Origin of the sequence: Prescottella agglutinans, from assembly GCF_004011865.1 — a bacterium.
In the GTDB taxonomy this organism is placed as follows: domain Bacteria; phylum Actinomycetota; class Actinomycetes; order Mycobacteriales; family Mycobacteriaceae; genus Prescottella; species Prescottella agglutinans.
In genome coordinates this window covers 58,979-84,066 of the sequence record NZ_RKLP01000007.1, presented here as the reverse complement: position 1 = coordinate 84,066, position 25,088 = coordinate 58,979, and the positions used below count along the sequence as shown (strand labels likewise).

At 70.9% G+C, this 25,088-nt stretch carries 21 protein-coding genes and 1 pseudogene; 13 read left to right on the top strand and 9 right to left on the bottom strand.

What is annotated here, in order from left to right; translation table 11 throughout:
* The first annotated feature begins 205 nt into the window (after window positions 1-205).
* Both EGT67_RS14370 and EGT67_RS14365 read left to right on the top strand, forming a co-directional pair.
* Window positions 206-1,579, top strand: a complete 1,374-nt coding sequence (locus tag EGT67_RS14370) for an MFS transporter (protein ID WP_127916986.1) — start codon at window positions 206-208, stop codon at window positions 1,577-1,579.
* Window positions 1,580-1,741: 162 nt separating this feature from the next.
* Window positions 1,742-3,115 carry an NAD(P)/FAD-dependent oxidoreductase gene (locus EGT67_RS14365; RefSeq protein WP_127916765.1) on the top strand — a complete coding sequence of 458 codons (1,374 nt, stop codon included), beginning with the start codon at window positions 1,742-1,744 and terminating at the stop codon, window positions 3,113-3,115.
* 35 nt (window positions 3,116-3,150) lie between these two features.
* Here EGT67_RS14365 and EGT67_RS14360 read toward each other — a convergent pair whose 3' ends face one another.
* A complete protein-coding gene (locus EGT67_RS14360; protein WP_127916764.1) occupies window positions 3,151-3,615 on the bottom strand; it encodes a PaaI family thioesterase in 465 nt (154 codons plus the stop codon).
* 204 nt (window positions 3,616-3,819) lie between these two features.
* Here EGT67_RS14360 and EGT67_RS14355 point away from each other — a divergent pair, with 204 nt between their 5' ends.
* Together EGT67_RS14355 and EGT67_RS14350 are read left to right on the top strand one after the other, a co-directional pair.
* Window positions 3,820-4,386, top strand: a complete 567-nt coding sequence (locus EGT67_RS14355; protein WP_127916763.1) for a hypothetical protein — start codon at window positions 3,820-3,822, stop codon at window positions 4,384-4,386.
* A 76-nt stretch (window positions 4,387-4,462) separates the two neighbouring features.
* Complete coding sequence (locus EGT67_RS14350; RefSeq protein WP_127916762.1) at window positions 4,463-4,816, top strand: hypothetical protein; 354 nt, start codon at window positions 4,463-4,465, stop codon at window positions 4,814-4,816.
* A gap of 150 nt (window positions 4,817-4,966) precedes the next feature.
* Here the strand turns inward: EGT67_RS14350 and EGT67_RS14345 are convergent, their stop codons facing one another.
* Window positions 4,967-5,713, bottom strand: coding sequence for a hypothetical protein (locus tag EGT67_RS14345; RefSeq protein ID WP_127916761.1), 747 nt, complete (start codon window positions 5,711-5,713; stop codon window positions 4,967-4,969).
* 168 nt (window positions 5,714-5,881) lie between these two features.
* Here EGT67_RS14345 and EGT67_RS14340 point away from each other — a divergent pair, with 168 nt between their 5' ends.
* The 3 genes from EGT67_RS14340 (at window position 5,882) to EGT67_RS14330 (ending at window position 9,314) form a co-directional block, all read left to right on the top strand.
* Window positions 5,882-7,357 (top strand): FecCD family ABC transporter permease, encoded by a 1,476-nt coding sequence (locus EGT67_RS14340; RefSeq protein WP_421958135.1) that lies wholly within the window; start codon window positions 5,882-5,884, stop codon window positions 7,355-7,357.
* 116 nt (window positions 7,358-7,473) lie between these two features.
* Window positions 7,474-8,469: a FecCD family ABC transporter permease gene (locus tag EGT67_RS14335; protein ID WP_241566053.1), complete on the top strand. Its 996-nt coding sequence runs from the start codon at window positions 7,474-7,476 to the stop codon at window positions 8,467-8,469.
* Window positions 8,466-9,314, top strand: coding sequence for an ABC transporter ATP-binding protein (locus EGT67_RS14330; RefSeq protein WP_127916759.1), 849 nt, complete (start codon window positions 8,466-8,468; stop codon window positions 9,312-9,314). Before EGT67_RS14335 ends, EGT67_RS14330 begins: the two co-directional genes overlap by 4 nt.
* A 39-nt stretch (window positions 9,315-9,353) precedes the next feature.
* On the opposite strand, the gene EGT67_RS14325 is transcribed toward EGT67_RS14330, so the two are convergent.
* Entirely contained in the window at window positions 9,354-11,249 is a 1,896-nt protein-coding gene (locus tag EGT67_RS14325) for an alkyl/aryl-sulfatase (protein ID WP_127916758.1), read from the bottom strand.
* A gap of 116 nt (window positions 11,250-11,365) precedes the next feature.
* Window positions 11,366-11,749, bottom strand: a complete 384-nt coding sequence (locus EGT67_RS14320) for a winged helix-turn-helix transcriptional regulator (protein WP_127916757.1) — start codon at window positions 11,747-11,749, stop codon at window positions 11,366-11,368.
* An 82-nt stretch (window positions 11,750-11,831) separates the two neighbouring features.
* Here EGT67_RS14320 and EGT67_RS14315 point away from each other — a divergent pair, with 82 nt between their 5' ends.
* Window positions 11,832-12,242, top strand: coding sequence for a RidA family protein (locus tag EGT67_RS14315; RefSeq protein WP_127916756.1), 411 nt, complete (start codon window positions 11,832-11,834; stop codon window positions 12,240-12,242).
* Between the two features lie 26 nt (window positions 12,243-12,268).
* On the opposite strand, the gene EGT67_RS14310 is transcribed toward EGT67_RS14315, so the two are convergent.
* The 4 genes from EGT67_RS14310 to EGT67_RS14295 all read right to left on the bottom strand — a co-directional run bounded on the left by EGT67_RS14310 (window position 12,269) and on the right by EGT67_RS14295 (window position 17,361).
* Window positions 12,269-12,889 carry an RES family NAD+ phosphorylase gene (locus EGT67_RS14310; RefSeq protein WP_127916755.1) on the bottom strand — a complete coding sequence of 207 codons (621 nt, stop codon included), beginning with the start codon at window positions 12,887-12,889 and terminating at the stop codon, window positions 12,269-12,271.
* A complete protein-coding gene (locus EGT67_RS14305; RefSeq protein WP_127916754.1) occupies window positions 12,886-13,419 on the bottom strand; it encodes a hypothetical protein in 534 nt (177 codons plus the stop codon). Before EGT67_RS14305 ends, EGT67_RS14310 begins: the two co-directional genes overlap by 4 nt.
* Before the next feature lie 85 nt (window positions 13,420-13,504).
* The gene (locus tag EGT67_RS14300) at window positions 13,505-16,057 is read right to left on the bottom strand and encodes a bifunctional lysylphosphatidylglycerol flippase/synthetase MprF (RefSeq protein WP_127916753.1); all 2,553 of its coding nucleotides are present in this window, start codon (window positions 16,055-16,057) and stop codon (window positions 13,505-13,507) included.
* Window positions 16,054-17,361, bottom strand: a complete 1,308-nt coding sequence (locus EGT67_RS14295; RefSeq protein ID WP_127916752.1) for an alpha/beta hydrolase — start codon at window positions 17,359-17,361, stop codon at window positions 16,054-16,056. The genes EGT67_RS14300 and EGT67_RS14295 overlap by 4 nt, the downstream gene beginning before the upstream one ends.
* Before the next feature lie 134 nt (window positions 17,362-17,495).
* On the opposite strand from EGT67_RS14295, the gene EGT67_RS14290 reads away from it, so the two are divergent.
* The 4 genes and pseudogenes from EGT67_RS14290 (at window position 17,496) to gndA (ending at window position 23,090) form a co-directional block, all read left to right on the top strand.
* Window positions 17,496-17,954, top strand: coding sequence for a BlaI/MecI/CopY family transcriptional regulator (locus tag EGT67_RS14290; protein ID WP_127916751.1), 459 nt, complete (start codon window positions 17,496-17,498; stop codon window positions 17,952-17,954).
* A 28-nt stretch (window positions 17,955-17,982) separates the two neighbouring features.
* The gene (locus EGT67_RS14285) at window positions 17,983-18,948 is read left to right on the top strand and encodes a M56 family metallopeptidase (RefSeq protein ID WP_127916750.1); all 966 of its coding nucleotides are present in this window, start codon (window positions 17,983-17,985) and stop codon (window positions 18,946-18,948) included.
* A 286-nt stretch (window positions 18,949-19,234) separates the two neighbouring features.
* A pseudogene (locus EGT67_RS14280) lies at window positions 19,235-21,088 on the top strand (DEAD/DEAH box helicase); the annotation flags it as partial.
* 541 nt (window positions 21,089-21,629) lie between these two features.
* Window positions 21,630-23,090 carry an NADP-dependent phosphogluconate dehydrogenase gene (gene gndA / locus EGT67_RS14275; protein ID WP_127916748.1) on the top strand — a complete coding sequence of 487 codons (1,461 nt, stop codon included), beginning with the start codon at window positions 21,630-21,632 and terminating at the stop codon, window positions 23,088-23,090.
* Window positions 23,091-23,147: 57 nt separating this feature from the next.
* On the opposite strand, the gene EGT67_RS14270 is transcribed toward gndA, so the two are convergent.
* Window positions 23,148-23,621 (bottom strand): nucleoside deaminase, encoded by a 474-nt coding sequence (locus tag EGT67_RS14270; protein ID WP_421958134.1) that lies wholly within the window; start codon window positions 23,619-23,621, stop codon window positions 23,148-23,150.
* A gap of 112 nt (window positions 23,622-23,733) precedes the next feature.
* Here EGT67_RS14270 and EGT67_RS14265 point away from each other — a divergent pair, with 112 nt between their 5' ends.
* The gene (locus tag EGT67_RS14265) at window positions 23,734-25,086 is read left to right on the top strand and encodes a DEAD/DEAH box helicase (protein ID WP_127916747.1); all 1,353 of its coding nucleotides are present in this window, start codon (window positions 23,734-23,736) and stop codon (window positions 25,084-25,086) included.
* Window positions 25,087-25,088 lie beyond the last annotated feature (2 nt).

Genomic DNA, 25,088 nt, shown 5'->3' with positions numbered 1-25,088 from the left:
CAGCAGCGTCGCCCACCCATGGCCGCTCTCGGCCCGCAGGCGCGACGACCTCGCGATTCTTCGAATTTCACGCACCACGGCCCGCGTTTCGGGCCGGTCAAGAGTCTGGACATCTACTTCAGTGACAGCAACCGCAGACGCCCGCACCACGGTCGCGGCTCCCCCGGCCGCGCGTGGCCGGTACAGCCGCCAGCGCCCCGCATGGGTGATCATCACCGTTCTCGTGCTCGTCGAGATCATCAGCGCCTTCGAGACGTCGATGGTGTACGCCGCCATCCCGACGTTCATCCGGGAGTTCCACAGCGACGCCGCGACGGTCGGGTGGGCCGTCACGGCGTTCCTCCTGGTCGCCGCCGCCTCGGCCGCGGTGTGCGGTCGCCTCGGTGACATGTACGGGCGTGAGCGGGTACTCGTCGTGCTCCTCGGTGCCGCTGCACTCGGCTCGTTCATCAGCGCCATCGGGGACAGCATCGGCAGCATCATCGTCGGTCGCGCGATCCAGGGTGTGGCGGGTGCGATCCTGCCGCTGTGCATCGGTCTGGCGCGTGAGCACCTGCCCGCGGCCAAGGTACCCGTGGCCATCGCGGTCATCTCTGGTTCAGCCGTCGCCGCCGGCTCGGCGTCGCTGCTGGTGGCCGGCGTGATGCTCGACCACGCCAGCTGGCACATGATCTTCGTCGTCGCCGCCGTGTACGCGGTGTTGGCTCTGCTGCTGGTGCTGTTCGTGTTGCCGTGGCGCCCGCCGACGGGCACGACTCAGAAGGTCGACTACCTCGGCACGATCGCGTTCGCGCCGGCCATCGCGGCGGTGCTGCTGGGCATCAACAAGTCCGGCGCGTGGGGGTGGACGGACGTCAAGACCCTGGGGCTGATCGTCGGCGGTCTGGTCGTCCTGGCGCTGTGGGTGCTGTGGGAGCTCCGGGTGACCGATCCCATCGTCAACGTGCGCATGTTCACCGACCGCAAGGTGGCTCTGACGATGGCCGCGACGCTTGCGATCGCCGTGGGCCCTATGGGCATCAGCACCATGATCATCCCGATGATCCTGCAGTCCCCCACGACCGCGCCGTTCGGTCTCGGTATCTCCGCCACGAACGCGGGCTGGCTGTCGTTCATCGGTTCGATGTTCGGTTTCGTGTGCACCCCGCTCAGCGGCCGCATCTCGCGGACCGTCGGCTCCCGCGCCTCGATGCTGCTCGGCACCACACTGTTCACGCTCAGCAGCGCGATGCTGATCGTCTTCCACGACTCGGTGGCCGGCATGGTCGCGATGATCATCACGGTCTCGATCGGTACCGCCTTCGCGTACACCGCGCTGCCGAACCTCATCGTCGAGGCCGTGCCCGAGGACAACACCAGCGAGGCGACCGGAACCAACTCGGTGCTCCGCACCGGCGGTCAGGGCATCGGCACGTCGATCGCGACGATGCTGCTCGCGTCGTCCGCCACCGCCGCCGGCAGTGCCGCACCGACCGTGAGCGGCCTCAACACGGTCGCGACGATGATGGTGGTCCTGGGCCTGGTGACGATCGGCTTCACGTTGCTGATCCGTCGCGGTAGCTCGTTCACGGAGGCGTGACCCGCACACCCGACAATCGCGCCGATGGGCGGTGGGAGTATCCCGCCGCCCATCGGCGTTCGGCGCATCGCCCGGGGGCGGCCGAGTTGACGGGACGACTGAGCACCCGGCGGCTACGGTGACAGGGACAGCACTTTTCGACGAACCTTCGAGGAGCGCGGAATGAGCACCCCCTCGGCACAAGCCCTTCGCCATCGCGTCGTGGTCATCGGATCCGGTTTCGGCGGGCTGTTCGCCACCCAGGCGCTCAAGCGCGCCGACGTGGACGTCACGCTCGTCGCCCGGACGACGCATCACCTGTTCCAGCCGCTGCTGTACCAGGTGGCGACGGGGATCCTGTCCGTCGGCGACATCGCCCCGGCCACCCGGATGGTGCTCCGCAAGCAGAAGAACGTCGAGGTGCTCCTCGGTGACGTCGAGACGATCGACCTCGCCGCCGGCAAGGTCACTTCGCGGCTCCTCGACCGCGAGACCGTCACCGAGTTCGATTCGCTGATCGTCGCCGCCGGGGCCGGGCAGTCCTACTTCGGCAACGACCACTTCGCGGAGTTCGCGCCCGGGATGAAGACGATCGACGACGCCCTCGAGTTACGTGGGCGCATCCTCGGCGCGTTCGAGCAGGCAGAACTGTCCGACGACCCCGAGGAACGGCGGCGCCTGCTCACGTTCGTGGTGGTCGGCGCGGGGCCGACCGGCGTGGAGATGGCCGGGCAGATCGCCGAACTCGCGCACCGCACGCTGGCGGGGGCGTTCCGGCGGATCGATCCCCGCGATTCCCGGGTGATCCTCGTCGACGGTGCGCCCGCGGTGCTACCGGTGTACGGCGGCAAGCTCAGCCGTAAGGCCGCCGAGCGGCTCGGGAAGCTCGGCGTGGAGATCCTGCTGAACGCCATGGTGACGAACGTCGACGTGAACGGGCTGGTCGTCAAGAGCAAGGACGGCACCGAGACGCGGATCGAGGCGCAGTGCAAGGTGTGGTCGGCAGGCGTGCAGGCCAGCCCGCTGGGCCGACAGCTGGGTGAGCAGTCCGGTGCCGAGGTGGACCGGGCGGGACGCGTCCACGTCAACCCGGATCTGACGGTGCCCGGCTACCCGAACGTGTTCGTCATCGGCGACATGATGTCGCTGGACAAGCTGCCCGGCCTGGCGCAGGTGGCGATGCAGGGCGGCAAGTACGCGGCCAAGGAGATCCGTGCGGGGCTCGACGGCGCCCGCCCCGAGGACCGGCAGCCGTTCAAGTACTTCGACAAGGGCTCGATGGCGACGATCTCCCGGCACAGTGCCGTCGCGAAGGTCGGCAAGCTCGAGATCAGCGGGTTCATCGGCTGGATCATGTGGCTCGTCATCCACCTGATGTATCTGATCGGGTTCCGCAGTCGCCTGTCGACGGTGATCTCGTGGACGGTCTCGTTCCTCGGTCGCGGGCGCGCCCAGATGGCGTCGACCGAGCAGCAGGTGTTCGCGCGCAACGCGATCGACATCCTGCAGGAGCAGAGTCGCGCGCGCCGCGACGCCGAATCACGCGAGGCCGGCTGAGCCGCCCCCTCGAGGTGGCAGCTCAGCCGACGTGCCTATTTGTTGTTGCCGAGCGCCGCGGTCTCGGTGATGTTCTGGAGGCGGACCTGTCCGCGTGCGACGGTCCGTTCCTGTTCGTCGGTGATCGTCACGAGCCACAACTGCTGGGTGCGCCCGCGGTGCACCGGGCTCGCCTCGGCGAACAGGACGCCGTCGCGGGTGGCGCGGAGGAAGTCGGTGTTGTTGTTGACGCCGACGACGTGGCCGCGGTCGCCGAGCCAGAGACTCGCTGCGATGCTGGCGACGGATTCGATCACCGCGCAGTGCACGCCGCCGTGCATGATTCCCCACGGCTGGTAGAGCGCGGGCGTGACCTTCCACTGCGCGCGGACGCGGTCGGGGGTCAGTTCGGTGAACTCAAGCCCCAGGGCCTCACCAAACCCCTTGTTGAGGAACGCGTTGACCTCGGCCGGGTCGGCCCCGTCCGTCAGCACGAATGCGTGCTCTGCCTCGCTCGCCATGAATTGCTCCATCCGCTGTGCGGGCGGTCGCTCCGATGCCGATGAATGTCCTGTCGACGTGACCGCCTGCCGAATATGTACCTCGTCATAGTGATCCACACCGCGGCGAGCCGGGCAACCGACCCCGCCGCAGGGCCGGTCCGGCGGACCCGGATTGCCGAAAACCCCACCTAGACGGCCCGTCGCCGCTTAGCGTCGCTAACCATGCCCTCACCTCACGCGCGCTCGCGTCGTGCCGCCGTAACCATCGCGCTCACCGCCGTGGGCGCGGTCTCGTCGTTCGTGCTCGCCGGCTGCGCTTCGGACACCTCGACCGCCGAACCCACCGCGAGTGCCACGGAATCGACATCCGACGAGACGGGCACGGGATCAGCGGAATGCGCGGAGTCGTCGAGGTACGGCGACGAAGGACGACTGTTCGGCAGGGAATGGCTGCTCGCCTACAAGAGGAACCCGACTACTTCGGGTGTATCGCTGCTTCGCTGCCACTACGCGCACGAAGGGAGCGGCGGCAGTGAGGCACCGATCGAAGCCGCGGCCGAGGACCTCGTTCCGCCCCCGTCGTTCGTCACCGACGGCACCGAGGTGCAGAAGATCCTGGTGTCGCTTCCGGATTCGACCGATCGCCCGTTGTGGCGCTGCCCGTCGACGATCGTGACGTCCTTCGACGAGTACGCCGTACTCGACCCGACCGGAACGCCGGTGGCGACGTTCCAGATCGCCGCCGGCGGAAGCCCCTGCGGGATGTTCCGTGTAGTCCCCTCCTCGTGACGCCCGGGATCCCTGCGAGCGCTACGGTCGCAGTGTGTGGACCCGGAAGTGAACCGATTCCCCGCGGGAGGACAGCATGGGTGAAGCGTCCGGCAGTTCCGATCCGACGCGGGCACTGCTCGACGACCTGGCCGCCGAGTTCCTCCGCGAACCCGACGTCGAGTTCGGCACCATGTTCCGCAGCCCGGGCCTGCGAGTGGCCGGGAAGATCTTCGCGTTCCTCGGCCGCGATCACGGCCTGATCGTCAAGCTGCCGCGGCCCCGCGCCGATGAGGTCGTGGAGGCCGGGGTCGCCCGGAAGGTCACGATGGGCACACGGACGATGAGGGAATGGGTCGTTTTCCCCGTCGATGACGACGACCTCGACGGAACGCTCACCACGTGGCGCCGCGCGGCCCGCGAGGCCCACGACTTCGTCGCCGGTCTGTGAGCAGACGAGACGGCGGGTTCCGCGCGCAGTGCGCGGAACCCGCCGTGGAAGGGACCGGGAGTCACTGCAGCCCTCAGGACTCCGGCGCGGTCCAGCAGTATCGACAGGAATGAGTATAGGAAAGGCTGCCCTAATTCGGCAACCCCTTCGTCAGCACGCCGTCGCGAGGGCCGCCCGGGCCCGGACCGGCACCCCGGCCGCCTCGAAGGCGTCGAGCAGCCCCTGCCCCCGGCGCGCGGCCACCGCGCGCGACGACCCCACGCGGATCGGCACGTGCGTCGCGGCGCCGAGGACGGCGTCGGCGACGAGGCCCGCGAACCGCGGGGCGTCGACGGGCGCCGTCGCGTCCAGCGCGTGACGGATAGCCGCGAGCGAGGTGAGGCACCGGTGCACGGTCCACACCAGCAGCGCCCGCTCACAGGGCAGGGTGACGACGCCCCGGGAGCCGGCGAGCGGGTCGTCCGGCAACACACGCAGCGTGTCGTCGACGACGCCCGCCCAATCGATCCCGCAGTCGTTGTCCATGTGGACCCAGAGGTTGTCCACGCCGGGATCCCAGGCCCGCCCCTCGAGGACGACCAGCGCCGACACGCGGCCGACGACCGCGTGCACCAGTGCGGCCGCCACCTGGATCGCGGCACCGCGCGGGGAGTGCAGGTCCGCGAGCATGTGCGCGTACATCTGCCCGACGCGATCCTTCGGCAGGTCGGCCGGGGACTCCTCGGCGCGGGCGCACGCCGCGATCGGCCACCACCTGCGCTTGCCCTGCTCGGACATCACTGCGACGGCGTACACCCTCGGGTAGTCCGGCGAGATGCTGCGCAGTCGGGTACAGGATTCCGCGAGCGCCGCGCCCTGGGACGTACCGAACTGAGCCTGCGTGTTCACGGACACCATGCCTCCATCGAGCGTCGATCACCTAGCCTGACTTTTAGGCTAGCCTAACCATATCGACCATCAACGCGTCCACTCGTGCCGCACAACGGATCCCGCCGTCGCATCTTCGGTTAGGCTTCCGTAACCTGACGCGAGACAGCAATGGCTTTTCCTAGGAGCACCCCAGCCGTGACGACGACCCGCCTCCCGGACTCGAATCCGGACGCGTCGAGGCACCACCGCGTGCCCGACGATTTCGCGAAGGAGGTCGTCCCGGAGGGCCCCGCCCCCTGGCATCTGCGGGCGCTGTCGAACCTCGTCGATCTCGGTGTGATCGCGATCCCCCTCGTGATCGGCTGGTACCTGGTCGACTCCCTCGCCGACGCGAACGGCGGCGGCGAGGCCGACCGCGCCGTGTTCGGCGGCGCGGCGGTCGCGGTCGCGATCGCACTGTTCGTCTGGAACCGGGGCTTCCGCGAGGGCAACGCCGGCACTACCGTCGGCAAGGGCTGGTTCGGTCTCGTCACCCGCGACGCGCAGACGGGTGCGCCGATCGGCGTCCGCCGGGCGCTGCGCCGCTGGTGGGACCGCGGTACCGAGGTGGTCCGCGAATCCACCGCCCGCGCAGACGGATTCGAACCGATCGCCCCGGACACGTCACTCGCGGCGGTTCGTCGCCGCCGGCTCCTGGGGCTCGCGGCGCTCACCGCGCTGCTCGCCCTCGTGCTGTTCGCGAGCATCGCCGTCGGTGCCCGCCCGCTGTCCTTCGACGAGATCTTCCACGCGCTGTTCCAGGCGACAGGCAGCGAGACCGACATCATCGTGCGCTCCCTGCGCATCCCCCGCACCCTCCTCGGCCTGGTCGTCGGCATCGCGCTCGGCGTCGCGGGCGCCCTCATCCAGGGCCACACCCGCAACCCGCTCGCCGACGCCGGACTGCTCGGCCTCAACGCGGGTGCGGCGTTCCTGGTCGTGCTCGCGATCTACACGCTCGGCCTCACCGCGCCGAGCGAGTACCTGTGGTTCGCGTTCGCCGGATCCGCGCTCGCCTCGATCACCGTGTTCGGCCTGTCCTCCATCGGCAACGGCAAAGCCGGCCCGCTCAGCCTCGCCCTCGCCGGCGCGGCCGTGGCGTTCTTCCTGCAGGCGATGACCAACGCCGTCGTGCTCCTCGACCAGACCAGCCTCGACGGCTACCGGTTCTGGGTCGTCGGCTCGGTGGCCGGCCGCGGGTTCGACATCTTCTGGCAGGTGCTGCCCTTCCTGATCGTCGGCCTGCTCATCGCGCTCGCCAGCACCCCGAGCCTCAACGTCATCAGCCTCGGCGAGGACGTCGCCCGGTCGCTCGGCACCAACGTCGCGCTGTCGCGCACCATCGGCATCGTCGCGATCACCCTGCTCACCGGCGCCGCCACCGCCGCGTGCGGACCGATCGCGTTCATCGGCCTGGTCGTCCCGCACGTCGCCCGCGCGATCACCGGCCCCGACTACCGCTGGCTGGTCCCGTACGCGGGTCTGCTCGGCGGCCTCATGCTGGTGATGGCCGACGTCATCGGCCGCGTGGTCGTGCGACCGGGCGAACTGCAGGTCGGCATCGTGTTGGCCGTCTTCGGTGCCCCGTTCTTCATCGCGCTGGTCCGGCGCAGGAAGCTGGCCAGCCTGTGAGCGTCCTCGAACCCACCACTGACCCGGCCGCCGCCGTCGAGCACGGTGACCCCACGAAGGTGCCGTCGCGGCCGGGGTTCCGCGTCGGCCCGGTCTCGCTGGTGCTGCGGCCGCACATGATCGTCGTCAACGTCGTGCTGGCGGTGGCCCTGTTCGTGCTGGTGTGCGTGGGCATCGGCCGCGGCGACTTCCCGCTGTCCGTCCCCGAGGTCACCAACGTGCTCTTCGGCGGCGGATCGAAGGTGCAGCGGTTCATCGTGATGGACCTGCGACTGCCGCGCGCGCTGACCGCCGTCCTGATCGGCGTCGCGCTCGGCATCTCCGGCGCGATCACGCAGTCGATCGCCCGCAACGCGCTCGCCAGCCCCGACATCCTCGGCATCACCTCCGGCGCGAGCGCCGCCGCGGTCGCCCTGATCGTGCTCGGCGGAGGCGGGTCGTTCGTCGGGCTGCTCGCCACGCTCGGCATCCCCCTGGCCGCGCTGTGCGGCGGTCTGCTGACCGCGGCGGTGATCTACATGCTCGCGTGGCGCAAGGGGGTCGAGGGCTACCGGCTGATCCTCATCGGCATCGGCATCAACGCCATGCTGATCGCGGTCACCGGGTGGCTGCTGATCTCCGCCGACATCAACGACGTCTCCCGCGCCAAGGTGTGGCTCAACGGCTCGCTCAACGGTGCCGGCTGGACCCAGGTGTGGCCGGTGGCGATCGCACTGGTGATCATCGGCGGCTGGGCGGTCGTCTCGACGTTCACGCTCGGCGCATTGCGCCTGGGCGACGACAACGCCCGCTCGCTGGGCGTGCGGCAGCAGTCCGCGCAGGCCAAGATGCTGCTCGCGTCGGTGATCCTGGCCGCGGTCGCCACCGCGGCGGCCGGCCCGGTCGGGTTCGTCGCGCTCGCGGCGCCGCAGGTCGCGATGCGCCTGGTCCGCTCGGCGGGCCCACCGATCATCGCGTCCGGCCTCACCGGCGCCGTGCTGGTCGTCGGCAGCGACATCATCGCCCGCACGATCCTGCCCGTCGAACTGCCCGTCGGCATCGTGACGTCGGCGCTCGGCGGCCCGTTCCTCCTGTACCTGCTCGTCCGCAACAACCGGAAGGTCTCGGCATGACCACCACGGCTCACTCCGTCCCCGCGCCGCGCCTCGTCGCCGAGAACCTGACCCTCGGCTACGGCGACCGGGTGATCGTCGAGGGACTGGACGTCGAGATCCCCACCGGCGTCATCACCACGGTCATCGGCCCCAACGGCTGCGGCAAGTCGACGATGCTCCGCGCCCTCGGCCGCCTGCTCAAGCCGCGCACCGGTACCGTCCTGCTCGACGGCAAGGCGATCAGCACGATGCGCACCAAGGAGGTCGCGCGGACGCTCGGCATGCTGCCGCAGTCCCCGGTCGCCCCCGAGGGGCTCACGGTCGCCGACCTGGTGGCCCGCGGCCGGCACCCGCACCAGTCGTGGATCCGGCAGTGGTCGTCGGACGACGAGGGCGAGGTCGCCCGGGCACTCGCGCTGACCGGCGTCGCGGACCTGGCGGACCGTCCGGTCGACCAGCTCTCGGGCGGGCAGCGGCAGCGCGCCTGGATCTCGATGGCGCTCGCCCAGGGCACCGACATCCTGCTGCTCGACGAGCCGACCACCTACCTGGACCTGTCCCACTCGGTGGAGGTGCTCGACCTCGTCGACCGCATGCACGAGGAGATGGGCCGTACCGTGATCATGGTGCTGCACGACCTCAACCTCGCGGTCCGCTACAGCGACCACCTGATCGTGATGTCGCAGGGCCGGATCGTCGCGTCGGGCAGGCCGCAGGACGTCATCTCCTCGGAACTGCTCGACGAGGTGTTCGGGCTCGAGGCCGCGGTCATCGACGACCCCGTCTCCGACCGTCCGCTGATCGTGCCGATCGGCACCCGGCACGTGTACGGCGCGGTGGGTGGGCCGACGCGCGAGCAATAGTCGTCGCACCGAACCACGTCACCGCGCCGATTCACGACGTCACGGCGTGACGATGGCGAAGTCCGGGTCCGGCGAGTCCAGGTAGCCGATCAGTTCGGTCAGCTTGCCGACATCGCCCTCCGCGGTGATCCTGCCGGCGGCGATCATGCCCGCCACGTCCGCGCCGCCGACCACGGCCGCGATGAGGTCCTGGCGGGACAGGGTCAGCCGCGCATCGGGTGTGGATGCCTCGCCCGCGAGGTCGAAGTGCACCAGCAGGCCGTTCCGCAGGCTGGTGCGGTGGTCGATGCCCTCGTCGGTAATGCGCCAGTCGATCGTGATGTCGGCGTCCCACGCGCGGGGTCCGTCGATCCGCAGCGCGATCGCGTCGAACACCTGCTCCACCGACAGGGCACCGGCGATGTCCGGGGAGGCGGTCACCGTCGGCGTCCCCACCGGCCCGTTGCGGAGTTCGTAGGCACCCATGAGGAAGAAGTTGCGCCACGTCCCGTTCTCCGAGCCGAAGCCCATCTGTTCGAGGGTGTCCGCCTGCAGCGCCTTCGCCTCGGCGTTGCCGGGTTCGGCGAAGATCACGTAGTTGAGCACCTGCGCGACCCAGCGGAAATCGCCGTCCTCGTACGACTTCCGCGCCTTCGCCAGGACCTCGTCCGCGCCGCCCATGAACTCGACGTGCCGCTTGGCGGCCTCGACCGGTGTGTGCTCCCACAGCGTGGCCGGGTTGCCGTCGAACCACCCCATGTAGCGCTGGTAGATGGCCTTGACGTTGTGGCTGACCGAGCCGTAGTAGCCGTGCGTGTGCCAGGCCTGCGCCACCGCCGGCGGCAGTTCGATGCTCTCGGCGATCTCGATGCCGGTGGCGCCCTGGTTGATCGCCCGCAGGGTCTGGTCGTGCAGGTACCCGTACAGGTCGCGCTGGACGGACAGGAACTCGGTGAGCCGCTCGGTCCCCCACGTCGGCCAGTGGTGCGAGGCGAACAGCACGTCCGAGCGCGACGCGTACCGGTTGATCGACTCGGTCAGGTACTTGGACCACACGTGCGGATCGCGCACCAGCGCCCCCCGCAGCGTGAGCAGGTTGTGCAGCGTGTGCGTCGCGTTCTCGGCCATGCACAGGGCCCGCCGGTCCGGGAAGTAGAAATTCATCTCCGACGGCGCCTCGGTGCCGGGCGTCATCTGGAACTCGATGCGGACGCCGTCGATCGTCTCGGTCTGACCGGTGTGGTCGACGTCGACGGTGGGGGTGATGAGGGTCGGCATGCCGGTCGAGGTGGTGGGGCCGAGTCCCGCCCCGACCGCGCCGAGCGGACCGCGCGGCAGCGCCGCCCCGTACATGTAGGCCGCCCGCCGGCCCATCGCCGTGCCGGCGTACACGTTCTCGGACACCGCGTGCTCGACGAAACCGACCGGGGCCAGGATCGGGCAGCGGCCCGCCGCGACGTCCTCTTCGGTGGTGATGCCCTTGACGCCGCCGAAGTGGTCGATGTGCGAGTGCGAGAAGATCACGCCCGTCACCGGGCGGTCGCCGCGGTGCTCGCGGTACAGCGCCAGGCCGGCGGCCGCGGTCTCCGCGGAGATCAGCGGATCGATCACGATCACACCGGTGTCGCCCTCGACCAGGGTCATGTTCGACAGATCCAGTCCGCGGATCTGGTAGATCCCGTCGGCGACCTCGTACAGGCCCTGCATCGCGCACAGCCGCGACTGCCGCCACAGGCTCGGATGCACCGTCTCCGGGCAGTCCTCGTCGAGGAACGCGAACGAACGACTGTCCCACACGACGTCACCGTCGCTGTTCTTCACGACGCCCGGTTCCAACGCGGCGACGAAGCCGCGTTCCGCGTCGGCGAAGTCCTGGCTCTCGTCGAACGGGAGCGTCTTCAGCGCGTCCGCGTGCTGTGCCTGCACCGTCTCCGTGACATCCGACTGACTCGTCATCGTTCCCCTCTCGCCGTTCCGCACCGCGCCGACTTCTGGACGCTGTCGCAGCGTGGCACCCCGGGAACCGTCCCAGCGTCATCCGATCCGGGTGAATCGGCCGACGCCCGTCTGCGTCAGGCGGGTTCGGACTCGGCGTCGAAGCGCGCGCGGGCCTCTTCGATCCCGGGCATGTGCGCGTCGGCCCAGCCGACGAGGACGTCGACGGGGTGGCGGAGGGTCTTGCCGAGCGGGGTGATTCGGTATTCGACCGCTACCGGGCGGGACCGGAGAACCTCGCGCTCGACGATGCCGTTGCGTTCGAGTCGACGGAGGGTGGCGGTCAACGACTTCTGCGTCACCGTGGGGATCGCGCGGCGCAGATCGTTGAAGCGGCTGGGTCGCTCGCACAGTTCGCCCAGCACCGCCAACGACCACTTGTCGAGGATCTGATCGAGCAACTCTCGATGCGGCGGGGTGACGGTCAGTTCGCCTCGAGCGGGCAGGGAGGTATCGCGCACGCTACCTAGTCTCGTTGAAGTGACCTGCGGATACCAAGTATCAATTGGATACCGAGCCGTTCGTCATTCGAGGAGACAACCCATGACCGTCCACTACTGCACCCCCGAGGGCATGACGCAGCCCGCCCCCTATCACCACGTCGCCGTCGGGACCGGAACCCGGCACGTCCACGTCGCCGGTCAGATCGCGCGGCTCGCGGACGGAACCCCAGTGGCCCCGGGCGATCTTGCGGGACAGGTCGCTCAGGCGCTGCGCAACACCGCGACCGGACTGGCCGGGGCGGGAGCGACCTTCGACGACGTCCTCCGGCTGACCTTCTACGTCACCGACTGGCAGCCCGAGAAGATCGGCGAGTTCATGGCCGGGGTCGAACAGGTCGCCGAGGAGATCGGGCTCCCGCTGCCGCTGCCCCCGGCGTCGCTCATCGGCGTGGACTACCTGTTCGAGCCCGACGTGCTCGTCGAACTCGAGGCGACCGCCGTCGTCGACTGACCCGATTTCCGGCGGTAGCGGGTCGATCAGGCCGGCGGTTCGACGATCCGCACCGTGCGCGGGACCGCGCCGACAGTGAACCCGCAGCGGCGCGCGGCGGACGCGAAGGGCTCCGGGCTGTCGTCGACGGCCCAGTCGTCGCGCGCGCCGGCGGCGTCGAACAACGCGGCCGCGTTCGGAGCCGTACCCGTGGTGAACCGGGTCTGGTAGCGCAGCCCGTCGCACGTTCCGGCGAGCGCGGTCGCCCACTGCTGCGGGATCTCGTACGGGGTGACGGTGCACAGTTCGCGGGTGAGCCCGTAGTCGGCGGCCGCCTCGGCACAGGTGTCGGCCAGGGTGCGGCGGGCGGGAATCCGCAGGCGGGACAGCGCACGCTCGTCGGCGAACTCACGGGAGATCACGCCGGTGGTGGCGAGTACCTCCCCGACTGTCTCCCGGATCGCGGTCCGCTCGTCGAACGCGACGTAGCAGGTGCCGTGCGGTTCGCCGAGATCGAATCGGCCCCGCCCGGTCGACGCGAACCACCACGGCCCGTTGCCGGTCTTGTGCCCACGCCACAGGTCCCGGCGAGTGGTCAATGACCAGGTGGGAAACCCTGCGAGGGAACGGTTCCCGGGCGAGCCGAGCGCGACGACCTCACGGGTCATGCAGCCCACCGCTGCGCGTCCGCGCGGGCGGCGGTGCGGACCGGGTCGATCGGCCCGCCCCCGGTGAGCCAGTCCGCCGCGGACCGGCCGTCCAGCCCGTCCTGCGGGGTGCACAGCCACAGCGCGCCCGTCCACGGATCCGCGGCGGCGCGCAGGATCCGCCACACCTCGACGAGCGCCGGATGCACGGCACCGCCGTCGGTGAACTGCCAAGTCGGGTACACCCATTGGCCGTCGTCGAGCCGGCACGCGATGACCGCGTTGGTCGCGACCTTCTTGCTGACGGCCTGCCGGCTCACCCGCCACCACCGGGTCAGGCCCGCGGTGTCGTAGAACGGCCCCACCATCTGGTCGTACACGTGGCTGGTGGGCAGCGCCGCGGACATGGCATCGGCGATGGCCTCGACGTCGGCGAACGTCTCGGCGGGCACCCCGGCCTCCGCGGCCGCGGCAAACGTGTCGCGCACGCGCTGCTCGAGCAACTCCATCAGTGCGTGTTCCTGTTCGACCAGCGATGCCCGCGTCGTCATGGCCCAGTCCTCTCGCGCGTCAACCGTGTCAACCAACTGTGCCACCAGCCCGTCAACCACGTCAACCATCGGTCCGGGGTGTGCGTCACCGCCTGATCAGCGTCCGCACCAGCCGCACACCCTGCCCGAAGGAGACGTCCGGCAGATAGGCGCGGCCGATCGCGTTCCCGATACTCGGCAGGGCCACCGGGTCCGCGAAGCACATGTACATCGGCTCGTAGCGCGGCTGGAACTTCGACTTGAACGCGAGCAACGACCGGAACCCGTACACCGGCTCGAGAGTCTGCCCGAGCACCTCGAGCACCGAATCCATCGCGTCCGCCATCCCCGGGCGCACATCGGCCGGCACGTCGGGTGCGTCCCCGTCCTGCCGCACGGTCGCGAGCGGCGCGCCGGACAGGCTGACGAACTCGGCACCCTCCTGCTCGAGCAGCAGTGCCGCCGAGGCGATGAGGAACTCCATCGCGGGCCGGAAGCCCTGCTGGAGGCCGTCGGCGCGGCGGCGCATGAAGTCCAGCGTCCAGCCGACCACCCGGCCGTCCCGGTACACCGGCAGCCACGACGTCACCCCGTGCACCGTCCGCTGCTCGTCGACGGCGACCAGGCACCGCACCTGCGGGTCGTCCATCTCCTGCAGCCCGCCGAGGGTGAAGCCCATCTCGGGCATCCCCTTGTCGGCGACCCACTCCTCGGAGATCGCGGTGATCTGGTCGGTGATCGCCAGCGGCGCGGTGTGGAAGTCGATCCACTCCGCGGTGATCCCCGACTTCGCGGCCTTGTTCAGCGCGGTGCGCACGTCCTGGAACTTCTTGCCGGTGAACGCGATCGAGCCCAGGTCGAGCACCGTCTCCTCCGCCACCTGCACCGTCACCCAGCCGAGCGCGTCGGCGGCGTCGCGGACGTCGGCGGTCACCGAGTAGAAGCACGGAACCCACCCGTTGGCGGCCGCGAACTCGGCGAAGCCCGCGACGTCGTCGCGGACCCGGTCCGGCCGCCCCACCGGCCCGCCGGTGGTGAGCGCGACCCCGCCGATGACGCGGTAGGCGACGTAGCTGTCGCCGCCCGGACCGAACCAGTACGAGTTGCCGCGCCAGGTCGTCATCCACGACAGCGCGCTGCCCGACCCCGACGTGAGGATCTCCCGCGCACGCTCGACGGCACCGCTGTCGGCGCCGTACGCCGGGCGCAGGAACGTCGCCGCCACCAGCACACACGCGGTCACCCAGAACACCACTCCGGTCCACTCGTAGAGCAGCGTCGACGCCCAGTCCACGGGCAGCAGCCGCGGATCGATCAGCTGCAGGTACACCGGGGGCACCAGCCGCTCCGGGAAGTCCGCGATCAGGGTGGCCACGGTGGGCCGCCGGTCGAAGCCGTTCCGCGCCCACAGCCCGCCGAGGACGTAGAGGACACCGAGCCCGACGACCAGCGCCGCGAGCTTGCCGAACAGGCGTCGATACGTCTTCGGGGGCGCCGACACGTCGAACAGTCTGCGGGTCGCGAGCAGCAGGATCAGCAGCGCCAGCGGGGTCAGGAACGGCGCGAGGGTTCGGTACACGTTGGGCGACTCGAGCCCGTAGAACAGCGTCTCCCCGTCCACCACGTCGATGTACCGGACCGCGAAGTTCAGCAGCGACAGCGCCAACAGCACCACCTGCGCGACGGTGGAGGCGATCCACGCGAACCGCCGCCCGCGGCGCAGCCCGTCGCACAGCACCAGCAGGAACACCGACGGCATGAGGCTCAGCAGCGTCGGGCCGAGGCCGGACAGGCGCAGGTCGAGTTCGCCGCGCCGGCAGTCCGGGCCGGACGGCGCCTCCTCGCAGATCTCGCGGACCTCGGCGGCCGTCCACGGCACCCCGCGGAACAGGTCGCGCAGCACGGCGAGCGGCCCGACCGCGTGCGGCGAGAGCGCCGCGAGCATCGTGCCGATCGAGGTGGCCGCCACCACGATCGCGACCAGCACCCGGCCCTCGCGGCGGGTGCCGGTGATCCGCGACCCGCGGGCCGAGCGGCCCACGATCCACGGGCCCAGGCACAGCCCCACCACGACGGCGCCGAGGCGGATCACGTCCTGCAGCTGACCGGCGAACAGCACCAGCGTGATCGTCAGCGCGAGCAGGCCCACGCGGATCCGCCGGCGCCACAGCGTGTCCATCGATGCGCTGGCCACCATCGCGACACCGGCGATCCACGCCGTCGGGCCCACCGCCGTCCCGATGTGCAGCCGGAAACCCCAGTCGGCGTCGAGCAGCTTGACGAGCGCGGCCACGGCCAACCCCAGCACCGTCCCCGCGACCTGCGTCACGAGCGCCGAGACGGCGAATCGGCCCGATCCCATGCGGCGTTCGAGCGGCGCCGCCACCAGGAACGCCAGCACCGTCGCCCCGAGGTATCCCGCGAGCCCGGACGCCCACAGCCCCGCGGTGAGCGGCGTCCACAGCCGCCAGTGCTCCACCGGGCCGATCCCGACCGCCAGGTGGCGGTCGACGAACTGTCCGGGGCCGTGGGCGACCGAGTCGGTCGCGAACCCGAGCACCCAGACCAACGCCAGGACGGTGATGCTGACCGGCGCCCCAGCCGCCCCGTACCGGAGCAGCTCGACGACCCGGCGGACGTAGCGCCGCAGCGCGGTCACGCGATCAGCCCCAGCCGCTTGGCCAGCCAGTCGAGTTCCTCGCGCAGCCCGGCGGACCACACCGAGAAGCTGTGCGCCCCCGGCACCTCCACGTACTGCACGTCCATGCCTGCGTCCTTCGCGGCCTCGAACACCTTCTGCGCGCCGCCCCGGTAGGCGTCGTCGCGGGTGCCCACGACGATGATCCCCGCCGTGTCCGGATAGCGTCGCGTCTTCATCAGATCCATCGGATTCACGGCGACGAACGCCGCCTCGTCACCGCCGAACGCCTCGTCGACGGTGCGTTTGCGGTCGCCGAGCGTCGGCTCCTCCTGCCCCGACAGGTCGAGGAACGTCGGATACACCTGCGGGTAGTTCGTCGCCAACTGCAGCGCACACGTCCCGCCGTACGACAGGCCGCCGACCGCCCACGCCCGCGGATCCGGGTCCACCTGCAGATGCGCCTTCGTCCAGGCCGGCACGTCCACCGCGAGATACGTGGCGACGTTCCCGAGTTTCGAGTCCAGGCACAGCGGGTTGGCGAGCTGCGATCCGGTGCCGTCGGCGACGACGACCACCGGCGTGAGCCCGTGGTGTGCGCGCGCGAACTCGTCCATCGTCGCGGTGAGCTTGCCGCCGTTCAGCCAGTCCTCGGGCGAGCCCGGCTGCCCGGCGAGCAGCACCAGCACCGGCAACAGCGGCCGCGGCGACGTGAAGTAGGCGGGCGGGAGGTAGACGACCGCGTCACGCGCGGCGTAGCCGGACTTCTCGCCCGGGATCGGCGCCGTCGCATACTTCCCGCTGGCGGGCATGTCGCTCGGCGCCTGCGGTGCCCACGCCTCCTCGAGGGGGTGTCCGGTGACCACCGGGCCCGTGGGGGGCGGCACCTGCGCGAAGTCGACCCGGTCGGGGTCCGGGAGCCCCAGCGCCGTCCCGACCGTCGGGTAGGCGTAGAAGATCTGGTTGATCTGCAGGGCGACGGCGAGCACGACCGCCCCGGTCGCGACGACGGACACCGGAATAGTCCACCGGCGTCCGGCGAGCGACCGGGGAATCAGCAGCAGCACCGCCCACACCCCGATGCCGATCCACAGGTACACCGGCTTCTCGATCGGGTCCGGGAACGGCCGCCACACGCGCTCGACGACGAGGTACAGGACCGCCGTGATCGCGGCCGCCGCGATCAGCGTCGTGGGCAGCGCCCACCGCAGAAACCATCGGCGCGGTCCCGCCAGGAGCCATCCCGCGCCGACGATGCCGCAGACCGCGATCAGGACAGGCAGGGGCCCGGAGACCAAAGAGAGACGATCGAGCCACTGCGACACCGAACCTCCAGCGTGACGGGTTTCCCCACCGGTATACCGGTCTGATCCGCGGTGCGGCCAATACCACACGACGCGCCGAAACTTACTACCACCAGTAGTAAGCATTCGGGGCATGCGGTCCGTAGAATCGCAGCATGGCTGGACTCGGCGAGCTCGAACGTGCAGTGATGGACCACCTGTGGTCCATGTCGGAACCTCAGACGGTGCGGCAGGTGCACGAGGCCCTCGCCGCCCGGCGGGAACTCGCGTACACCACGGTGATGACCGTCCTGCAGCGGCTGGCGAAGAAGCATCTCGTCATCCAGCAGCGCGACGACCGCGCACACCGCTACGTCCCAGTGCACGGGCGCGACGAACTCGTCGCGAGCCTCATGGTCGACGCGCTGCAGCAGGCCGACGCGTCCGGTGAGCGCGCCGCCGCACTCGTCCACTTCGTCGGACAGGTCGGCGCCGACGAGGCCGCCGCGCTGCGCGAGGCACTGGCCGCGCTCGAGGAGTCCGAGGCGGAGAAGGCGAAGAACGCGACCGAGCCCACCCCGATGCGCCCGCCGGGCACCGCCGGACTGCACCCGGGTACCGGCCGGGCGAGCTGAGGCCCGTCGACGCCATGACATGTAACCGATGAACGCCCCCACGGCGCTTGCATTCGGTGTGCTCGCGCTCGCCCTGACGGGTCCCGTGCCGGCGCTGCTGAGCCGCGCGCAGTGGCCGTTCCGTTCGCCCCGTGCCGCGCTGGTGCTGTGGCAGGCGATCGCGTTGGCCGCGGTGCTGTCCGCGTTCAGCTCGGGACTCGCGATCGCCAGCCGACTCCTGGTTCCCGGTCCGGACGGCCGTCCCACGACGGAGCCGATGGCGGAGATCGACGCGCTCGGGCTGCCGCTGTGGATCCTGTACGTCGTCGTCTTCGTCTTCACGGTGCTGATCGGCGCCAAGCTGATCTTCTCGATCGTGCGTGTGGCGGTGCACACCCGCCGCCGGCGCGCGCGGCACCGCATGCTCGTCGACCTGCTCGACCGCGGTGACGTCGACCTGTCCGCCACGCTCAAGCGGCTCCCCGACGTCCGCGTCCTCGACGCCGCCGAGCCGATCGCGTACTGCCTGCCGGGTCTGCGGCAGCGGGTCGTGCTGAGCGAGGGGACCCTGAACTCCCTCAACGACGCCGAGGTCACCGCGATCCTCACCCACGAACGCTCGCATCTGCGGGCCCGCCACGACCTGGTGCTCGAGGCGTTCACCGCCGTCCATCAGGCGTTCCCGCGGGTGGTCCGGTCCAAGTCGGCGCTCGGTTCGGTGCAGTTGCTCGTCGAGTTGCTGGCCGACGACTCCGCCGTGAAGGTCACCGGCCCGGGTCCGCTCGCCCGCGCGCTGGTCACGTGCGCCGGATCCACCGCCCCGCGCGGCGCGATGGCCGTCGGCGGGCCCAGCACCCTGGTCCGGGTCCAGCGCCTCAGCGGCGCCGGCGCGGACATGCGGGTCGCGGCCGCCGCCTACCTCGCCGCGGCCGCGATCCTGGTGGTGCCCACGATCGCCGTCGCGGTGCCCTGGTTGGTCGAGCTGAGCCGCCTGTTCTCGCCGTCGCAGCCCTGATCGCCGCGAGTTGCGCGGGTCACAACTGCTGCGGCGGGCCGCCGACAGCGGGCGCGATCGCGTACACTCGACGACGGCCCGCTGACAGGGCCCGATCATTCATGTGAGGCACACAGCCCCATCTCCCCCGCCCAGAGCGCACGGATGGCCAGGTGAATTGTGCCCTGGCTCGTCTCTTCGTGCGGCTGCGTGACAGCCCGCTCCGCGACGCGCCCGACGTCCGGAGAGGTATATCCGCGTGACTTCTGCTGCCCAAGATCCTTCAGTGCAGGACGGCCAGGACGACATCGTCGTCCCGACCACCCTCGAGACCACCGAGACCACTGAGGCCCCCGAGACCACGACCGAACCCGAAACCGCCGAACCCGAGGCCGCTGAGCCCGAGATGACGTTCGCGGAGATCGGCCTGCCCGATCCCGTCGTGGCCGCGCTGGCCCGCAACTCGATCACGGTGCCGTCCCCGATCCAGGCGATGGCCATCCCGGATGCGATCGCCGGCAAGAACATCCTCGGCCGCGCCCAGACCGGGTCCGGCAAGACGCTCGCGTTCGGCCTGCCGATGCTCGCGCGCCTGGCCCGCCACGACGACCGTCCGGCCCCCAAGCGCCCGCGCGCGCTGGTCCTCGTCCCCACCCGCGAACTCGCGTTCCAGGTGGTCGACTCGCTGACCCCGTACGCGGGTTCCCTCGGGCTCAACGTGCGCGCCGCCGTCGGCGGCACCCCGTTCACCAAGCAGGTCGACCAGCTGCGCCGCGGCGTCGACATCCTCGTCGCCACCCCCGGTCGTCTCGGCGACCACCTGCGGCAGAACACGTGTGTGCTCGACGAGATCGAGATGACCGCGCTCGACGAGGCCGATCAGATGGCCGACATGGGCTTCCTGCCCGAGGTCCGCTCGCTGCTCGGCGACACCCCGGACGACAGCCAGCGGCTGCTGTTCTCGGCGACGCTCGACAACGACGTCCAGGCCCTGGTCCGCGAGTTCCTGCCCCAGCACGAGCTGCACTCCACGCAGGACGGACGCGCGTCGGTCACGACCATGGACCACTACGTGCTGCTCGTCGAGCGCGGGCAGAAGGATGCCGTGCTCGCCGAGATCGCCTCCCGCAAGGGCGGACGCACGATCATGTTCGCGCGCACCAAGCTGGGCACGGAGGGCGTGGTCGAACGACTGCGGGAGAAGGGTGTCGCGGCGGAAGCGCTGCACGGCGGTAAGGCGCAGAACCAGCGCACCCGTGTGCTCGAGCGCTTCAAGAACGGCCGCACCCCGGTCCTGGTCGCGACGGATGTCGCGGCACGTGGCATCCACGTCGACGGCATCGACCTGGTCGTCCACGTCGATCCGCCGCAGGACCACAAGGACTACCTGCACCGCGCCGGCCGCACCGCCCGCGCCGGCGAGGCCGGCGTGGTCGCCGCGATCGTGCTGCCCAACCAGCGTCGTCAGTTCCGTCGACTCACCGGCATGGCCGGCGTCGACGCCACCGCGGTCCCGGTCTTCCCCGGCTCCGAGGAACTGGCCGCGATCACCGGCGCGCAGGCGCCGAGTGGAGAACCGGTGCGTGAGAGCCACTTCCGTCCGGAGCGCCGCGAGCGCTCGTTCGGTGACCGCGACAACCGTGGCCCCCGCCGGGAGTTCGGCGATCGTGGACCGCGCCGGGACTTCGGCGATCGCGACAACCGGGGCCCCCGCCGCGACGGCGACAACCGGGGATTCCGGGGCAACCGGGACGACCGTCCGCGCCGCGACTTCGGTGACCGCGACGACCGTGGTCCCCGCCGCGACGGCGACAGCCGTCCGCCCCGCCGGGACTTCGACAATCGCGGCGAGCGCAGCTTCGGCGACCGGGATCGCGGGCCGCGCAAGGACTTCGAGAACCGCGCACCGCGCCGGGACTTCGGCGATCGTGACAACCGTGGCGCGGGCTTCAACCGCGACGACCGTCCGCGCCGCGACTTCGGTGACCGTGACAGCCGTGGTGGCGGCTTCAACCGCGACGACCGCCCCCGCCGGGACTTCGGCGATCGCGACAACCGCGGTGGCGGCTTCCGCGAGAACCGCGGCGAACGTAGCTTCGGTGACCGTGACAACCGCAGTGGTGGTTACAACCGCGACGACCGTCCCCGCCGGGACTACGGCGACCGTGACAACCGCGGTGGCGGCTTCCGCGAGAACCGCGGCGAGCGCAGCTTCGGCGATCGGGACCGCGGGCCGCGCCGGGACAACGACCATCGCTCGGACAATCGCGCGCCGCGCCGGGACTTCGAGAACCGTGGCCCGCGCCGCGACTTCGACAATCGGGGACCCCGCCACGACGGTGACAACCGCGGTGGCGGCTACAACCGGGACGACCGTCCGCGCCGCGACTTCGGTGACCGCGACAACCGTGCTCCCCGCCGCGACGATCGCGGTGAGCGGGGCTTCGGGGACCGTCGCCAGACGGGCGCCCCGTCCGAGCAGCGCTCCAACGGGTTCCGTAGCCGCACCGAGCGTCGCAGCTACGACGGTTTCACCGGTCCGAGCCGGGACCGCAACCGGTAGCGAACACCCCGGTCCATGACCGACAGTCGGCCCCGGCCGCCCCCTCCAGGGCGGCCGGGGCCGACTGCGTTGCGGGTGTCACATCCCGAACAGCGGGGCCGGTTCGCGTCACGGTGGGGTCTCGGGGGAAGCTGTATTCATGACCTCCGAGACTTCTGCCAGCACCGAGGCTGCCCGCGCCCAGATCGGCGTCACCGGGCTCGCCGTCATGGGTTCCAACATCGCCCGCAACTTCGCCCGCCACGGACACACGGTGGCCCTGCACAACCGCAGCATCGCGAAGACGGATGCGCTCCTGGCCGCGCACGGCGACGAGGGCGACTTCGTCCGCACCGAGACCATCGAGGAGTTCGTCGGCGCGCTGCAGAAGCCGCGACGCGTGCTGATCATGGTCAAGGCCGGCGACGCCACCGACGCGGTCATCGAGGAACTCGCCGGCGCGATGGAGCCCGGCGACATCATCATCGACGGCGGCAACGCGCTGTACACGGACACGATCCGCCGCGAGGCGGCGCTGCGCGAGCGGGGCCTGCACTTCGTCGGCGCCGGCATCTCCGGCGGCGAGGAGGGTGCGCTCAACGGTCCGTCGATCATGCCGGGCGGCCCCAAGGAGTCGTACGCGGCGCTCGGCCCGCTGCTCGAGTCGATCTCGGCGCACGTCGACGGCACCCCGTGCTGCACGCACATCGGCCCGGACGGCTCCGGCCACTTCGTGAAGATGGTGCACAACGGCATCGAGTACGCCGACATGCAGCTCATCGGCGAGGCCTACAACCTGTTCCGCGACGCGCTCGGCTTCGACGCCGAGCAGGTCGCCGACGTGTTCACCGAGTGGAACGCCGGCGATCTCGAGAGCTACCTGGTGGAGATCACCGCCGAGGTGCTGCGCCAGAAGGACGCCAAGACCGGCAAGGCGCTGGTCGACGTGATCGTCGACGCCGCCGAGCAGAAGGGCACCGGCCGCTGGACGGTCAAGTCCGCGCTGGATCTGGGTGTGCCGGTCACCGGCATCGCCGAGGCCGTGTTCGCCCGCGCGCTGTCCGGTTCGCGCGAGCAGCGCAAGGCCGCGCAGGGGCTCGCGTCCGGCGAGCTGGGTGCCAAGCCGACCGATGTCGCGCAGTTCACCGAGGACATCCGCCGCGCGCTGTACGCGTCGAAGATCGTCGCGTACGCGCAGGGCTTCGACCAGATCCGCGCCGGCAGCGACGAGTACGGCTGGGACCTCACCCCCGGCGACATGGCCACGATCTGGCGCGGCGGCTGCATCATCCGCGCCCGCTTCCTGAACCGGATCAAGGAGGCGTACGACACCAACCCGGATCTGACGTCGCTGATCGTCGAGCCGTACTTCCGTGAGGCCATCGAGAACGCGATCGACAGCTGGCGTCGGGTCGTCGTCACCGCCACCACCCTGGGCATCCCGGTGCCCGCGTTCGCGTCGTCGCTGTCGTACTACGACGGCCTGCGCGCCGAGCGGCTGCCGGCCGCGCTCACACAGGGCCAGCGCGACTTCTTCGGCGCCCACACCTACGAACGCGTCGACATGCCGGGCAAGTTCCACACCCTCTGGAGCGGCGACCGCTCCGAGATCGAGGCCTGAGCCGGTAAACGGACCGGCGACGGGGGCGGACGCTGCGGCGTCCGCCCCCGTCGTGCGTCACGCCCCGTGCAGCCGGCGGTGCAGCAGGCGCACGTCCTCGACCAGTTCGGGGACGGGGCCCACCACGGTCACGCCCGGCGCGACGTCCTGGATCGGCAGCGGGCGCACCGGCGCCGGCGGCACCCCCATCTCGTCCAGCCACGACACCAACTGCTCGGTGGAGGCGACGTAGACGATCCGGCCCAGTCCCACCCACGCGTGCGCGGCCGCGCACATCGGGCAGTGCTCGCCGGACGTGTAGACCGTCGCGCCGGCCCGTTCCTCCACGCTCAGGTTCTCCGCGGCCCAGCGCGCCAACTCGAACTCGGGGTGCCGGGTACGGTCCCCGCCCGCGATGCGGTTGCGGTCCTCCGCGACGGCGGTGCCGTCGGCGGTCGCCAGAACCGACCCGAACGGCTCGTCGCCCGCCAGCAGCGCCTCGGCCGCGAGTTCGACGCACCGTTGCAGATGCCGGAACTCGGTCTCGGTCACCAATCGATCTGTGCTCCCGGATTCGGACACGAATACCTCCTCTTTCACTCGTCAACCGTGATTGTCACCCGCGGTAGCCTGTGACTTCACAACCGGAAGGCTCGCCGACCTCATGCCCGACCGTCCCGCTGCAACCTTCGCCCAGCTCGGATTGCCCACCACGCTGGTGCATTCCCTCGGTCGTGAGGGCATCTCGGCGCCGTTCCCGATCCAGGCCGCGACGATTCCCGACATCCTCGCCGGACGCGACGTCCTCGGCCGGGGCCCCACCGGGTCCGGCAAGACCCTCGCGTTCGGTCTGCCGTTGCTCGTGCGCCTCAAGGGTGGGGCGAGCCGGCCCTCCCGCCCGCGTGCGGTGGTCCTGGCACCCACCCGCGAGCTGGCCGCCCAGATCGAGAAGGCGCTCGACGAGTCGGCGCTCGCGCTCGGGCTGCGCACGGCCACGATCGTCGGCGGTGTCCCGTTCAAGGGGCAGGCCGTCAAGCTCGCGCGCACCGTGGACGTCGTGATCGCGACGCCGGGCCGGCTGGCCGACCACCTGGCGCAGGGCACGATCACGCTCGACGACGTCCGCGTCACCACCGTCGACGAGGCCGACCACATGGCCGAGCTGGGGTTCCTGCCGCAGGTCACCGAGATCCTGGACCGCACCCCCGCGGCGGCGCAGCGGCTGCTGTTCTCCGCGACCCTCGACGGCGAGGTCGACACGCTCGTCGCACGCTACCTGCACGACCCGGTCACCCACGCGACCGCGGAGGCCGTCGCCACCGTCGACACGATGGAGCACCACGTGCTGCACGTGCCGCGGGCGATCAAGTACGACACCGTCGCCCGGATCGCCGCCCGGGAGGGCCGGACGCTGCTGTTCGTGCGGACCAAGGCGGGCGTCGACCGGCTCACCGACGAGCTGCGCGCGGCCGGCGTGGACGCCGGCGCCCTCCACGGCGACAAGCCGCAGGGCCACCGCACCCGGGTGCTCACCGAGTTCGCCGACGGCACCCTGCCGGTGCTCGTGGCCACCGACGTCGCGGCGCGCGGGATCCACGTCGACGGCATCTCGCTCGTCGTGCACGTCGACCCGCCGACCGAGCCGAAGGCGTACCTGCACCGGGCCGGACGCACCGCCCGCGCCGGGGAATCCGGTGTCGTGGTGACGGTGGTGACCGAGGACGAGCGCGGCCCCGCCGAGAAGGTGATGCGCGCGGCCGGGGTCGACGCCGCCGCGCTCGCCGTCGGCGGCAGGGACCGCGGCTGGATCGCGGTGACCGGGGCGCGGGAGCCGAGCGGCACACCGGTCCCGGAGCGCGCGTCGACGCCCCCGCAGGCCGAACCGCCGCGAACCCAGCAGTCCGGCGGCCCGGGCCGGACGGGCGGGCGCGGCCCCGGATACCGGGCGCAGGGCGACCGCCGGCGTTCGGCGGGACCGGGTTCCGGGCACGGCAGGCGCCGCCGCGGAGGACACTGAGC

Coding starts and splice junctions, on each gene's coding strand:
- EGT67_RS14305 (WP_127916754.1), bottom strand. CDS start 13,419: ATGACGACGCGGGCATCGCTGGTCGAACAGGAACACGCACTGATGGAG.
- gndA (WP_127916748.1), top strand. CDS start 21,630: ATGACCTCCGAGACTTCTGCCAGCACCGAGGCTGCCCGCGCCCAGATC.
- EGT67_RS14315 (WP_127916756.1), top strand. CDS start 11,832: ATGACCGTCCACTACTGCACCCCCGAGGGCATGACGCAGCCCGCCCCC.
- EGT67_RS14285 (WP_127916750.1), top strand. CDS start 17,983: ATGAACGCCCCCACGGCGCTTGCATTCGGTGTGCTCGCGCTCGCCCTG.
- EGT67_RS14265 (WP_127916747.1), top strand. CDS start 23,734: ATGCCCGACCGTCCCGCTGCAACCTTCGCCCAGCTCGGATTGCCCACC.
- EGT67_RS14310 (WP_127916755.1), bottom strand. CDS start 12,889: ATGACCCGTGAGGTCGTCGCGCTCGGCTCGCCCGGGAACCGTTCCCTC.
- EGT67_RS14345 (WP_127916761.1), bottom strand. CDS start 5,713: ATGGTGTCCGTGAACACGCAGGCTCAGTTCGGTACGTCCCAGGGCGCG.
- EGT67_RS14335 (WP_241566053.1), top strand. CDS start 7,474: ATGATCGTCGTCAACGTCGTGCTGGCGGTGGCCCTGTTCGTGCTGGTG.
- EGT67_RS14350 (WP_127916762.1), top strand. CDS start 4,463: ATGGGTGAAGCGTCCGGCAGTTCCGATCCGACGCGGGCACTGCTCGAC.
- EGT67_RS14355 (WP_127916763.1), top strand. CDS start 3,820: ATGCCCTCACCTCACGCGCGCTCGCGTCGTGCCGCCGTAACCATCGCG.
- EGT67_RS14290 (WP_127916751.1), top strand. CDS start 17,496: ATGGCTGGACTCGGCGAGCTCGAACGTGCAGTGATGGACCACCTGTGG.
- EGT67_RS14365 (WP_127916765.1), top strand. CDS start 1,742: ATGAGCACCCCCTCGGCACAAGCCCTTCGCCATCGCGTCGTGGTCATC.
- EGT67_RS14325 (WP_127916758.1), bottom strand. CDS start 11,249: ATGACGAGTCAGTCGGATGTCACGGAGACGGTGCAGGCACAGCACGCG.
- EGT67_RS14360 (WP_127916764.1), bottom strand. CDS start 3,615: ATGGCGAGCGAGGCAGAGCACGCATTCGTGCTGACGGACGGGGCCGAC.
- EGT67_RS14330 (WP_127916759.1), top strand. CDS start 8,466: ATGACCACCACGGCTCACTCCGTCCCCGCGCCGCGCCTCGTCGCCGAG.